This window comes from Paraburkholderia sp. BL18I3N2 (genome assembly GCF_003001875.1).
Lineage (GTDB): Bacteria > Pseudomonadota > Gammaproteobacteria > Burkholderiales > Burkholderiaceae > Paraburkholderia > Paraburkholderia phytofirmans.
The window spans coordinates 210,019-222,161 of the sequence record NZ_PVNC01000012.1; the positions used below are offsets into that span (position 1 = coordinate 210,019).

A 12,143-nucleotide genomic window follows, 5' to 3' on the forward strand; every position below is an offset into this window, starting at 1 on the left:
ATGAACGCAAATCAGTTGCTCGCCAGGTGCAGATGCCGCCGAACAAACGTGTCTGCCTCACGCGCCGCCGTGCGGGCATCGGCGGGCAACGCGACCCATCCTTTCGCAGCCTTTCCAAAGAGGCGCACATGCCCGTCAGTGGTACCCCGCCACCTTCCCGCACTGCCGCTTTGCTCGGGCTGTGCGGCTCGTTTGCGGCGCCGCCGGCTCTCGCAGCGGCGACAGTGTTCGTCGTGACACTGGCCGTCATGCTGGCCGCACGGCGCTGGTTCGATCCCGTGCTGTTCATCTGCGTCGCCGCCGCTTTGCTTCTCGCCACGAGCGCTTATGTGCTCGTGCGCACGCATCGCGATGGCGCTCCTGCAAACGGCGAAACGAACGCAGGCATTAGTCAGTCCGCCTTGAACGAGGCTCGCATGATGGCGATCATCCGTTCGTCGATGGAAGCGATTATCACTATCGACGAACAGCAGCGGGTGGTCATCTTCAATCCCATGGCGGAACAGATTTTCGGCTGCTCCGCCATGGACGCGATAGGCGCCCCGCTTGCTCGCTTCATTCCAGAGCGGTTTCGGGCGGCGCATGCGCAGCATGTCGCCCAATTCGGCGTGACCGGCGTGTCGGACCGGCAGATGGGCAATCAACGCGTGCTGGCGGGCTTACGGGTTAACGGCGAGGAATTCCCGCTCGAGGCCTCGATCTCGCAGATTCGCGATGGCGACACGCGGCTTTACACGGTGATGCTGCGCGACATCACGGAACGCGTCAAAGCGGAGCGCGCGCAACGTCAGGCGCGCGAGGAACTGCGCGAACTGTCGGCCAATCTGCAGAAGATCCGCGAAGACGAGAAAACGCGCATCGCCCGTGAACTGCACGACGATCTTGGCCAGCAGCTTACCGCGTTGAAAATGGATATCTCGTCGGTCGAGCAGGCGCTGGATGCCTCGGCGGGCGCAGCGGTGCGCGACCAGTTGCAAGGCATGCGCCGCTTGATCGATACAACCGTGGCCTCGGTCCGCCGCATCGCGGCGGATCTGCGGCCGGTCATGCTCGACGACCTCGGGCTCATTCCAGCGATCGAATGGCTCGCCAACGACTTCACCAACCGCTACGGCATCGACGTGGAGCGTCAGATCGAGACCGGTGACGCTCGCTTCAGCCCGGCAGGCGCCACCGCGCTGTTCCGGATCGTGCAGGAGGCGCTGACAAACGTTGCGCGCCATGCGGACGCCACGCTGGTGACACTTAGCCTGCAGGCGAAGGAGCAGGCCTTCGAGCTCAGCATCGCCGACAATGGCCAGGGCGCGCACCGCACGGCCGAGCCGGCGGCCAAGTCCTTCGGCCTGCTCGGCGTTCGCGAACGCGCGCACATGCTCGGCGGAGCGGTCGATATTCATACCGCGCACGGCAAAGGCTTTGTGTTGACTGTCACCATTCCGGCGGAGACCGTACAAATGCAGGAGATACAAACATGACTCGCGTCCTGATTGCCGACGACCACGCGCTGGTGCGCGACGGTCTGCGCCATATCCTGCAGGGCGCGAGCGGCTTCGAAGTCACCGGCGAAGCAAACGATAGCGTCAGCACCGTAGCGTTGATCCGCGAGCGGGCAGCCGACGTGCTGGTGCTCGATCTGTCCATGCCCGGCCGCAACGGCGTCGAGTTGATCAAGCAAATCAAGGAAGAAAAGCCGGCGCTGCGTATCCTGGTGCTGACCATGCACGCCGAGCAGCAATACGCGGTGCGCGCGTTCAAAGCCGGCGCGTCCGGCTACCTGACGAAGGAAAGCGCGAGCGCCGAACTGGTGGCGGCCGTGACCAAGGTCGCCGCCGGTGGCGTATACGTGAGCCTTGCGATGGCCGAGCGGTTCGCTCAAAGCCTGAACGAACCGACCGATCTGCTGCCGCATCAGCGGCTGTCAGATCGGGAATTCGACGTCCTGAAGCGTATTGCAGCCGGTCAAACGATCACCGAGATCGCGGCTGAACTGTGTGTGAGCAGCAAGACCGTCAGCACGTACAAGACGCGCATCCTCGAAAAAATGCAGATGCCGCACGAAGCGGCGCTGGTGCGCTATGCGATGCGCCACAAACTGGTCAGCGACGAAGAAGACGGCATCTGAGCGCCTTCGCAGCCTTCCGCTGGCGGGTGGCGCCGCACCGTGTGCGACCCGGAACACCGCGCCCCTCTGGTCTGTAGCTCGATACGCACGCAGCACGCAGCATCTTCCTCACCCGCCTGACCATCGTGTAGGAAATTCCCTACACACCTTCCCGCTTGCCTACTCGAAGCTCATTCGGCGCCGATTTTATTTTGAGATAACGCGGCCGATACTTCGAGCCATGAACTCAAGCAATGACCACCGCGCGCTGCGTGTTTTTCTGGCCGACGATGCCGTATTGGTGCGGCGCCGTCTGACCGCGCTGCTCGGCGCACTCGACGGTGTGGAGATCGCCGGCGAAGCCGAGGAGCCCGCTGCGGCATTCGCGGGCATCGACACGGGTATGGCCGATCTGGTCGTGACGGAGTTGCATCTGAGCGGCGGCACCGGCATGGAGTTGCTAGGGTTGCTTGCACAAAGGATGCCGCATGTGATTGTCATGGTGCTGACGAATCATTCCGGCGCCTGGTTTCGGCGCGCTTGCCTGAAAGGCGGCGCCCACTACTTTTTCGACAAGACCGGCGAATTCGATCTCGCACTAAGCACGATCCAACGGATCGCTGGCGAACATCGCGCGCACGCCCTCTTTCAACTGGAGCACACCATGTCTGACGTCGCCGCATCTGCCGCCATCGCGCCCGCGCTTGCCCGTCCGCAAGGATCGCCGCTCCCCGGACAAGTATCGGCAAACGCAAGCGCGTCGCGCAAGGGCGCACCGCGCTGCACGGCCTGCTCGATGCGCTCTATCTGCATGCCGCACGGCCTGACAGCCGAAGAATTGCAAAGGATCGAATCGCTTATCTGCCCGTCGCGAACCATCAAACAGGGCGAAACGATCTATCGCGCGAACGACTCGTTTCAGAGCATCTACGCCGTACGCGCCGGCTCGTTCAAGACCGTCGTCATGCATCGCGACGGCCGCGAACAGGTCACCGGCTTTCATCTCGCCGGCGACTCGCTGGGCCTGGACGGCGTCTGCTCCGGCTACCATAGTTGCGATGCTGTCGCACTCGAAGACAGCAAGGTTTGCATCATCCCCTTTCATCTTCTCGAAGCCATGTGCCGCGAAGTCAAAGCCGTCCAGCAACACGTGCACCGCATGATGGGCGGCGAGATCGTGCGCGAGTCATCGCAGATGATGTTGCTCGGCACGATGTCCGCCGAGCAGCGCGTGGCGACATTCCTGCTGAATTTATCGGACCGCCTGAGAATGCGCGGCTATTCGCCGGCGGAATTTCACCTGCGCATGACGCGCGAGGAAATCGGCAGTTATCTGGGAATCAAGCTCGAAACGGTCAGCCGGATGCTCTCTAAATTTCAGCGCGACGGACTGCTCGATACGCACGGCAAGGACATCCGGATCCTCGATCACGAAGGCCTTGTGCGGGTTTGAATACGGACGCGGCTCGCGACCCGGCCGTCGGCCGCGAACACCGCGATCGTGAGGCGACGCTGGCCGCCGGGCCCGCCACGCTAACGGACGGCAAGCACTGCCGCACCGGTGAGCCTGCCATCGCGCAGATCGCTCAAGGCCTGATTGGCCTCCGTCAGCGGATAAGTCGTCGTTTTGATCTCGAGGCGCGTCTCGCCAGCAATGCGCATGAAGGCGAGCCCGTCATCGCGGGTCAGATTCGCAACCGACACCACGCGCCGCTCGCCCCACAGAAACGCGTACGGAAACGACGGGACGTCGCTCATGTGAATCCCGCCGCAGACCACCACGCCACCTTTCGCGACCGCTCGCAATGCTAACGGAATGAGCGCACCGACCGGCGCGAAAAGCAAAGCCGCATCGAGCTCCTCGGGCGGCGCCTCTGCGCTGCTGCCCACCCACGCCGCGCCGAGACGCAGCGCGAGTTGCTGGGCCGCGTGATCGCCCGGGCGCGTGAACGCGTACACGGTACGCTGTTGATGACGCGCGACCTGCGCGACGATATGCGCCGCGGCGCCGAAACCGTAAATACCGATGCGCTGCGCGTCGCCCGCCATGCTCAACGTGCGATAGCCGATCAGGCCGGCGCATAGCAGCGGCGCCGCCTCGATGTCGGTGTACTGCTCCGGCAGGTGAAAGCAGTAGCGGCTGTCGGCAACGGTGCGCTCAGCGAAACCGCCGTCGATCGTGTAGCCGGTAAAACCGGGATCGTCGCAAAGATTTTCCCGCGCCGACAGGCAGTAGCGGCAATGCCCGCACGTGTGGCCAACCCAAGGCACGCCCACCCGGTCTCCGAGGACGAACCCCGTCACGCCCACGCCGAGCCCGGCGACCCTGCCGACGATTTCGTGACCTGGAATGACAGGCTGTTTGGGATGCTCGAGCTCATGGTCAACCAGATGAAGATCGGTGCGGCACACGCCGCACGCGTGAATATCGATCAGGATCTGGCCGGCGCCGGGCACGGGATCTGGCAACTCCTGCTCGCGCAAAAACGACGTACTGCCGTCGAATAGCATCGCACGCATAGGATTCTCCTCGAACTTGCCCGAGCGACGAATAACCGGCTTCGTGCCGGCGTGACGCATCGAAAGAGGCGGGCGCTCCGCCGTCCCACGGGATTCACTCGCAAAAGCGGAAGTAGCCGCTGTGCATCAGCACCGGTTTGGCACCGATCTCGCTAAGCAACCGCCTTGCTGCGTGTTCGATCGGATGCCGGTTGGAGTTGAATGCGGCGATCAGATCGTCTTCGCGCAGCGAGACGGCGCCGAAATGATCTTCTAGCGCCTCCGCGGTAATCGCGCACTGCACGCGCGCTCCATCCACCTCGGCCGGAAACGCGACGACGAGATCGCGCGCGCAATACTCCGGATGTTCCTCGGGAAAATAGATCTTCATGACCGCCACCTGGTTCGTTGCGCAGGATGGGAGGCTGGGAGCCCGGGACGGCGTTTCTGCACGCCCACGCGTCGTGCACCGCGTTCTCGGGGCAGCCCGTTGCGTGCGACGCCCATCTGTCATCAGCATAGGAGCTAAGCGCGATACGTCAAATTCAGGGCTTGCATTCTGGTTGACCGAGGTCAACGGCACGCAAGCCACCGCTCCTACACTGAACTCATGCCCGTTGCAAAGGAGCGCGTGCCTTGAACATCGTATCCCGAAGCTGCCTGGCGGCATGTGCCGTGTTTGTGGTGGCTGCCTCCACCGCGCACGCCGAGCCGGAGCCGACCGCGTTAGTCGATCAGCAGCATTGCATGTTTTGCCACACGCGCGATGCGCCGTTCCTCGCGCCGTCGTTCCAGCAGATCGCCGAGCGCTACCGCAATGTGCCCGACGCGCAGTTCATGCTGGAGCACAAGCTGCGCCTCGGCGGCAAAGCGCATTGGGGCGACATGGCGATGCCGTTGCCCGCTGATCGCGGCGGCCCGTTGTCGGCAGAGGATGCGCACACGCTGGTGCAATGGGTCCTGAGTCAATGACCCATCCTTCAAGTCACGAGTTTCGCGGTCCAATTCGCTTGAAAGCGACTGCAAGTTACGGAGAATTCTCCATGCGCCTCACCGTCCACCTCGACACGTTCGACCGCGCCCATCCGATGGCATTCGCAATCCTGTGGCTTGACAAGGATACCCGGCAATGGTCGCGCGAAGGCCACCACGGTCTTGACCTGCCCGAATGGGGCGTGCTGCACGTAGATTGCGGCAATACGCTCGTGTGCGGCCCGGATGACTCGGCGCCGGCTTGCGTGCTCGAAGGGCTCGATCTGAACGACGCTGACGGGCCTTTCGAGGGCGAGACCGGACGTGCACAGTGGTGCGCGGAACGCGGCCGCGACCTGATGTCTGGTCACTGGCACGTGCAATGTATCGACACCGATCAGATCGCACCGGAACACAGTCTTTTTGCCGCCGGGAATGACATGGGAGGCACTCACTTCTCCGACACCTGAAGGAGCTGACGCCATGGGACTCACGACCGATCTGGACGATGCCCGCCACGTTTACGGGCTCTGTTTCGTGCGTGCACCGCGGGCTTATTTCACGCGCTTGCCGCTCGATCAGCAATGGGGCGACGGATGGGAGCGCGTGCCTTATGAAAAACACGCCGGCCCGCCTTACGACGATGCGGCGCGGCAGATCCTGACCGTCGCGTTCGACGGGCCGCTGCTGCCGCCCGACGCGGGTTACGACGGCCATGCGCGCAGTGTCAAGGAAATCAATCGAGGCGAAGCGCCATGGCTGCGCACGCAGAATTTCATCAGCAACGCGCCGGTCCGGATTGCCGCGGGCGTGTCACTCGAGAAATTCGTGGAACTGGTCGAACTGGCCAGCGGCCGTGTGTTTGCCCCGCTGGGCTGGGGTGCACTGCTGCCGGAGCCGAACGACGTTTCGTAGCGGGAATTGATTCAGTTTTCAAAAATACGTCCACACGTCGCGGGTGAGACCGCAGACTCAGCATCGGTGGAAACACTTCAAGCCGCGTGATAACGCGGTTGGCAGTGCATCAATACATCACGCGCAGACGCACTAGCCGCCACGAAGACGCTTCGCACGCGAGCGCAATGAATCTATCTCGTCGAGCAGATCGAGCGCCAGGGCCACGCCGGGTGGGTTAATTTCAAAGTCGCGTGCCAGTCGCTGCGCGGTCCGCACGCGCTTCAACGCCGCGCCGCTGAAGCGCCACTCCTGGGGCCGCTCGCCCTTGGGCTCAAACATGCCTTCGGACACCCAGAGCGTCAGTTCCTCCTCCGATGCCCCACTAGCCTGGCTCAGTTCAACAAGGGTGAACTCGATGCTTTCATCGACAATGTGCCCTTGCAAATAGGTCGTCGTACTTGTCTCTTTCACGATGATCACCGATAGAAATGCGCACGCGGGTCGAAGTTGAAGGCTTGCTGCATCGCGCCGTAAGCCGCTTTAGCACTATCACTATCCGCCGGCGGCAGCACGATATTAAGGATCACATAGAGATCGCCAGGTGGACTGGCGGGGACACCCTTACCTTTAAGCCGCAAGCGTCTGCCGCCGACGGAACCCGCGGGCACCGTCATCTCGACCGAGCCGTCTGGTGTCGGCACGGCAATCTGCGCGCCGAGAGCCGCTTCCCACGGTGCAACCGGCACTTCGAGCGAAACGTCGCGCCCGTCCACGTGAAAACGCGGGTGTTCCCGAAAGGCGATTTCCAGGTACAGATCGCCCGCCGCCCCGGGCGTGGCGCCTGCGCCACCCTGCCCGCCCAGACGCAAGTGCTGGCCCGCGCGAATTCCCTTTGGAATGGACACATTGAGCGTACGGGTTTCTAGCGAAACGTGCCCTTGCGCATCCATCACTGGCACCTGCAGCGAAATCGAGCGCTGGGCGCCGCGATAGCTATCTTCCAGATCAATGAGCACCTTCGCGTGATGGTCCTCGCCGCGCGCATCGACAGGTCGCTGCCGCGCATGCGTGCCTTGCGCTCCACCAAACATCCTTTCGAAAATATCGTGAAAGTCGGGTTGTCCGCCAGCGTCGTTGCCTGCGCCGCGGAATTCGAAGCCTTCGTCCCAGTTCGGTGGCGGTTCAAAGTCCTCGCCGTTGCGCCACTCGGTCCCCATGCGGTCGTAAGCCGCGCGCTTCTCAGGATCTCCGAGCACATCGTAAGCTTCACCCAACTCCTTGAACCGATCTTCAGCGTCCGGGAGCTTGCTGACGTCGGGATGGTACTTCCGGGCAAGCTTCCTATATGAACGCTTGACGTCTTCCTGGGACGCGCCGCGCTCGACATTCAGCGTCTGGTAGTAGTCTTTGTATTTCATACTGACGGCTCGCCTATCGGGCAACGGGGAACAAGCGCGACAATGCGGACACTTCGGGCGGAGATGACGGATTTACTTTATACGAATCCTGATAAGCCGGTAAAGTCGCACGCTCCGCCTCGGCCCTCATGCGGACGGGCCTGTCCGAGCCCGGACCCGCGAACCCGGCTCCCCCGCTCACCAAATAGGGGCCGGCAAGCTCGGGAAGACCCCAGGGCAACGGTGTCCGTAGCGCCAGCCCGTCCTGTCAGGCTTTCAGCACTCACCTCTCAAGATCGTTACGCTTGGGATAACAGTCGCATCCCGAACTTGATTGAACCAGCATTTCTCGCTTCCTAGACTCGCGTCATGTCCTGAGCAGCGCGCACTGGGCCGCGTCGGTGAAGGTACGCCAAAAATTATGGGAGCAATGGCAATGACGCCACATTGATTCAGCCGTAATGGCGCCACGTGCTGCTTTTTCGCATCCATTCACCATAAACCAATAACGCTATTCAGGAGACACAACATGATCATTTACGGAACCGCACTGCTTGCGTTCTGCCATCTGGCGGGACTCTTTCTCGGCGATCTGCTCGGGGTCGCCATCGGTGTCAAGACGAATGTGGGCGGCGTCGGCATCGCGATGCTCCTGCTGATCTTCCTGCGCCTCTATCTGCACAAAAAGGGGCTGCTACCCAAGGAAACCGAAGCGGGCGTGGCCTTCTGGGGCGCGATGTACATCCCCGTAGTGGTCGCTATGGCCGCCAACCAGAACGTCGTTGCGGCGATCAAGGGCGGGCCGGTGGCGCTGCTGTCGGCATTCGCCGCCGCCGCTGTTTGCGCGTGCTGCATCGCCGTCCTCACCCGCACCGGTAGGGACAGCACGTCGTTCGTGAACGCCCCGCAACTCGAAGAGATCTGAAGCAGGAGTCCATCATGTTGCACATGCTCGAAAAAATATTCGTTCAGAATGGCCTCGTGACTTCGTTCGCGCTGGTGGGTCTGATCATGTGGGTGTCGTCGGTGATTTCGCGCAAGTTGACGTTTGGACGCGTGCACGGCTCGGCCATCGCGATCGTGATCGGCCTCGTGCTCGCCTGGCTCGGCGGCGTCTTCACGGGCGGACAGAAAGGTCTCGCCGACCTGCCGCTCTTCACAGGCGTCGGCCTGATGGGCGGCGCGATGCTGCGCGATTTCGCCATCGTCGCCACCGCATTCGAGGTGCAGGCTAACGAGGCGCGCAAGGCCGGGCTGATCGGTGTCGTGTCTCTGCTGCTCGGCACCTTGTTGCCGTTCATCGTGGGCGCGAGCATCGCTCATGCGTTCGGCTACACCGACGCGGTCAGCATGACGACCATCGGCGCGGGCGCGGTCACGTATATCGTCGGTCCGGTGACGGGCGCTGCCATCGGCGCCAGCTCCGACGTGATTGCGCTCAGCATCGCGACGGGGCTGATCAAGGCGATCATCGTGATGATCGGCACGCCGATCGCGGCCGGCTTCATGGGATTGAAGACGCCCCGCTCCGCGATGATCTTCGGCGGCCTTGCGGGTACGGTGAGCGGCGTGAGCGCTGGACTCGCCGCGACCGACCGGCGGCTCGTGCCGTACGGTGCGCTGATCGCGACGTTTCACACGGGCATCGGCTGCCTGCTCGGGCCTTCGGTGCTGTTCTTTGCAACGCGGGCATTGGTGGGCGCGTGATAGCAAAGGCAAGCAGAGACTCATGCCGCTCGGCAACGTGTTGACCCGCTTGACCAGCGCGGCATTCGACGAAGGCATCGCGGCAAGCTGCGGCGACTCCGCGCTGCCGGACCGTCGCATGCTGATCGAGCGCGAGTCGGCGCGCGGCTGACGGTCTGAATCTCAGCCCGCGCTTCTCGTGCGCAGACGGCAGACGGCCATCAGCGCGAGCAGATTTGGATCGCGCTCGCGGGCGCGCAGGAAACTGACGCCGATGGTCTGGCGCATCAGGTATTGCGGCTTGAGCGGAATGAATTGCACCTTGTCGCCGAACACGCCGCGCACCCGGCCCGGCAATAGCGTATAGCCGACCCCGCCGCTCACCAGGTTCATCAGCGAGAAGATGTCACCGACTCTCATCGTTACGTTCGGTGTGAATTCCGCGACGCGAAACGCCTCAAGAAAGCCGTGATAGGTGACGAAACCCTCGCCGAGCGAAACGAATGTCTCGTCGCGGCAGTCACGCAAATCGACCGCTTCGAGTTTCGCGTACGGCGAGTTGGCAGGTGCGGCGAAAAAGATGTCGTCTTCGAAAAGAGGCAGCGCGTCGACTTCGGGCTCGGTCTCCGGCACGGCCATCAGGGCCGCATCGACTGTGCCTTGCTTGAGCTTGTCGAGCAGCTCGGCATTCGAACCGAGCGCGAGTTCGACCTGAAGCGCCGGCCGCCGCACCTTGAGGTCGACGACGATGTCAGGTACGGTCTTGATGGTCAGCGAGTACAGCGAGCCGATCCTCAGGCGGTCCGACGAGTAGCCTGCCGCGTCGCGCGTTGCGCGAATGCCATCGGACATCAGCGCGAGGACTTCCTGGGCGACATCGGCGAGCATTTGCGCCGCTTCCGTCGACTTGAGGTTGCGGCCTTCATGCCGGAACAGCGCACAGCGCACGCCTTGTTCGAGCGAATGCAGCGCCCGGTGCACGCTGACGGTGCTCACGTTCAACGCCTCGGCCGCCTTTGAGAGGTTGCCGGTCTCCATGAACGCGAGCAGAACTTCCAGCTTGCGGAAGGTGATCTCCTCATCGATTCGGTCGCGCATCTGGGGCTATTGAATAGTTGAAGTGAGCCATTATCGGCGTATGCCCGTGCGGGACCAATAGCGACAACCCCGCATGGTTCGGCAGCCGCTGACCACGCGACGATCGTGCCAAAATACGGTCGACCGACTGCGAATTTCCCTTTTGTCGTTCAGCCGCCAGGATACTCACATTTGCCGTGTTACAGATCCTTGGGTAGAGACGGTGTTAGCTCGGGCCAAAGCGGCGGCATTCTCCTAAACGAAGCCTCTTCCCACTATGCAGGAACCACTCAAAGCTACCGTCTCAATGTCTGTCGTGCATGGGTTCCTCTCCGGTGTCGATCGGGCGACGATGACGCAATTCGCCGAGCGCTCAGGCATTGCGCCCGAGTTGCTGTCGCAGCCGGGCGCCCGCGTCACCCAGGAGCAGTTTTCGACGCTATACCGCTTGCTCGCGATGGAGCTCGATGATGAAATGCCCGGCATCTTCAGCCGTCCGCTGCGCAACGGCTTGCTGAAGTATCTGTGCCTGAGCCTGCTCGACGCCCGCAAGCTCGAAGTCGCCCTCAACCGCTTCGGCCAGTTTTTCCACCTGATTCTCGACGATTTTCGCCTGCACACCCGGCGCGACGGTCAATTCGGCTATGTCGAGATGGTGGTCGATCCGCACGGGCCGCCCGTGAGTCCGCTGGGCCTGGAATTGATGCTCAAGCTCGTGCACGGCGTGGCATCCTGGCTAATCTGGCAAAAAATCCCGCTCGCTGAAGTATCTTTTGATTTCCCGCGACCGGCTCAGGCCGGCGACCATCTCTATCTGTTTCCCGGCCCTATCCGCTTCGGTGCAACCGGAACCAGCATCGCCTTCGACGCAGCGCTGCTTGACCTGCCTATCCGGCAACGCAAGTCAGACTTGAATACCTTTCTGGCGCGAGCGCCAGAAGACTGGATCTTCGTCTCCTTTGGCGCGCAGATGATATGCCATCGCGTCCGGCAGCATGTCGCCGATTCTCTGCCGGAGATCCCGACCATCGAAGACGTCGCACTCGAACTGCACCATTCCGTGCGCACGCTATGCCGCCGATTGGTTGCAGAGGGCACCAATTTCCAGTCGATCAAGGACGAGGTGCGGCGCGACATCGCGATTCAAAAACTCACGCGCTCTGAGGATGCCATTGCGTCGATCGCCTTCGATGTGGGCTTCGATAGCGCGTCCGCGTTTCATCGCGCGTTCCGGCACTGGACAGGCAGCACGCCCAACGCTTACCGAACGACGGTTTCGACCAGTCATTCAGAAACTGCCGCGCACGCCGGCGCTATGAAAGCCTCGATCTAGCCGTATTGGTAGACATCTGCCAATTTGCGATGATCACGACGCCCTATCGTCAGAACTGATCTTCCGACAAAGCCAGCACACTCTCTCCACCCTTCGCGCTGACAATCGACGCTTCGAGTGCCGACGCCAGCGGCAGCACATGCTCCGCGTAGAACTGCGCGGTCGCGATCTTGGCGCCGTA

At 62.4% G+C, this 12,143-nt stretch carries 16 protein-coding genes and 1 pseudogene; 11 read left to right on the top strand and 6 right to left on the bottom strand.

The genetic code is table 11. From position 1 onward, the window contains the following. The first annotated feature begins 128 nt into the window (after nt 1-128). The 4 genes and pseudogenes from B0G75_RS27180 to fnr all read left to right on the top strand — a co-directional run bounded on the left by B0G75_RS27180 (nt 129) and on the right by fnr (nt 3,554). Nucleotides 129-1,475 (top strand): PAS domain-containing sensor histidine kinase, encoded by a 1,347-nt coding sequence (locus B0G75_RS27180; protein ID WP_106313066.1) that lies wholly within the window; start codon nt 129-131, stop codon nt 1,473-1,475. Then, nucleotides 1,472-2,122, top strand: a complete 651-nt coding sequence (locus B0G75_RS27185; protein WP_106312983.1) for a response regulator transcription factor — start codon at nt 1,472-1,474, stop codon at nt 2,120-2,122. Before B0G75_RS27180 ends, B0G75_RS27185 begins: the two co-directional genes overlap by 4 nt. A gap of 220 nt (nt 2,123-2,342) precedes the next feature. After that, nucleotides 2,343-2,678, top strand: a pseudogene (locus B0G75_RS41470) (response regulator); the annotation flags it as partial. Between the two features lie 87 nt (nt 2,679-2,765). Then, nucleotides 2,766-3,554: a fumarate/nitrate reduction transcriptional regulator Fnr gene (gene fnr / locus B0G75_RS27190; RefSeq protein ID WP_258194718.1), complete on the top strand. Its 789-nt coding sequence runs from the start codon at nt 2,766-2,768 to the stop codon at nt 3,552-3,554. An 80-nt stretch (nt 3,555-3,634) separates the two neighbouring features. Here fnr and B0G75_RS27195 read toward each other — a convergent pair whose 3' ends face one another. Further along, nucleotides 3,635-4,621 carry a zinc-dependent alcohol dehydrogenase family protein gene (locus tag B0G75_RS27195; RefSeq protein ID WP_106313069.1) on the bottom strand — a complete coding sequence of 329 codons (987 nt, stop codon included), beginning with the start codon at nt 4,619-4,621 and terminating at the stop codon, nt 3,635-3,637. Between the two features lie 94 nt (nt 4,622-4,715). Continuing rightward, nucleotides 4,716-5,000 (bottom strand): DUF1488 domain-containing protein, encoded by a 285-nt coding sequence (locus B0G75_RS27200; protein ID WP_106312989.1) that lies wholly within the window; start codon nt 4,998-5,000, stop codon nt 4,716-4,718. Nucleotides 5,001-5,236: 236 nt separating this feature from the next. Between B0G75_RS27200 and B0G75_RS27205 the strand changes: the two genes are divergently transcribed. The 3 genes from B0G75_RS27205 (at nt 5,237) to B0G75_RS27215 (ending at nt 6,487) form a co-directional block, all read left to right on the top strand. Next, entirely contained in the window at nt 5,237-5,572 is a 336-nt protein-coding gene (locus B0G75_RS27205) for a cytochrome C (RefSeq protein WP_181309357.1), read from the top strand. A gap of 71 nt (nt 5,573-5,643) precedes the next feature. Next, complete coding sequence (locus tag B0G75_RS27210) at nt 5,644-6,042, top strand: DUF3564 domain-containing protein (RefSeq protein ID WP_106312992.1); 399 nt, start codon at nt 5,644-5,646, stop codon at nt 6,040-6,042. Nucleotides 6,043-6,055: 13 nt separating this feature from the next. Further along, nucleotides 6,056-6,487: a hypothetical protein gene (locus tag B0G75_RS27215; RefSeq protein ID WP_106312995.1), complete on the top strand. Its 432-nt coding sequence runs from the start codon at nt 6,056-6,058 to the stop codon at nt 6,485-6,487. Between the two features lie 132 nt (nt 6,488-6,619). On the opposite strand, the gene B0G75_RS27220 is transcribed toward B0G75_RS27215, so the two are convergent. Both B0G75_RS27220 and B0G75_RS27225 read right to left on the bottom strand, forming a co-directional pair. Beyond that, nucleotides 6,620-6,949 (bottom strand): chaperone modulator CbpM, encoded by a 330-nt coding sequence (locus tag B0G75_RS27220; protein ID WP_106312998.1) that lies wholly within the window; start codon nt 6,947-6,949, stop codon nt 6,620-6,622. Next, nucleotides 6,946-7,887 (bottom strand): DnaJ C-terminal domain-containing protein, encoded by a 942-nt coding sequence (locus B0G75_RS27225; RefSeq protein WP_106313001.1) that lies wholly within the window; start codon nt 7,885-7,887, stop codon nt 6,946-6,948. Before B0G75_RS27225 ends, B0G75_RS27220 begins: the two co-directional genes overlap by 4 nt. Nucleotides 7,888-8,395: 508 nt before the next feature. On the opposite strand from B0G75_RS27225, the gene madL reads away from it, so the two are divergent. From madL to B0G75_RS41475, 3 genes are read left to right on the top strand one after another with little or no spacing between them, the layout of a single operon-like run. Continuing rightward, on the top strand, nt 8,396-8,791 hold the full coding sequence (madL, locus tag B0G75_RS27230) for a malonate transporter subunit MadL (RefSeq protein WP_106313004.1): 396 nt from the start codon (nt 8,396-8,398) through the stop codon (nt 8,789-8,791). Between the two features lie 14 nt (nt 8,792-8,805). Next, a complete protein-coding gene (gene madM / locus B0G75_RS27235) occupies nt 8,806-9,573 on the top strand; it encodes a malonate transporter subunit MadM (protein WP_106313007.1) in 768 nt (255 codons plus the stop codon). A gap of 22 nt (nt 9,574-9,595) precedes the next feature. Beyond that, a complete protein-coding gene (locus B0G75_RS41475; protein ID WP_258194715.1) occupies nt 9,596-9,724 on the top strand; it encodes a hypothetical protein in 129 nt (42 codons plus the stop codon). Between the two features lie 11 nt (nt 9,725-9,735). On the opposite strand, the gene B0G75_RS27240 is transcribed toward B0G75_RS41475, so the two are convergent. After that, the gene (locus B0G75_RS27240; protein WP_106313010.1) at nt 9,736-10,650 is read right to left on the bottom strand and encodes a LysR family transcriptional regulator; all 915 of its coding nucleotides are present in this window, start codon (nt 10,648-10,650) and stop codon (nt 9,736-9,738) included. 286 nt (nt 10,651-10,936) lie between these two features. On the opposite strand from B0G75_RS27240, the gene B0G75_RS27245 reads away from it, so the two are divergent. Then, on the top strand, nt 10,937-11,962 hold the full coding sequence (locus tag B0G75_RS27245) for an AraC family transcriptional regulator (RefSeq protein ID WP_181309358.1): 1,026 nt from the start codon (nt 10,937-10,939) through the stop codon (nt 11,960-11,962). 49 nt (nt 11,963-12,011) lie between these two features. Here the strand turns inward: B0G75_RS27245 and B0G75_RS41480 are convergent. Further along, on the bottom strand, nt 12,012-12,143 hold a 132-nt coding region (locus B0G75_RS41480; protein WP_146142541.1), incomplete at its 5' end, for an acyl-CoA dehydrogenase C-terminal domain-containing protein.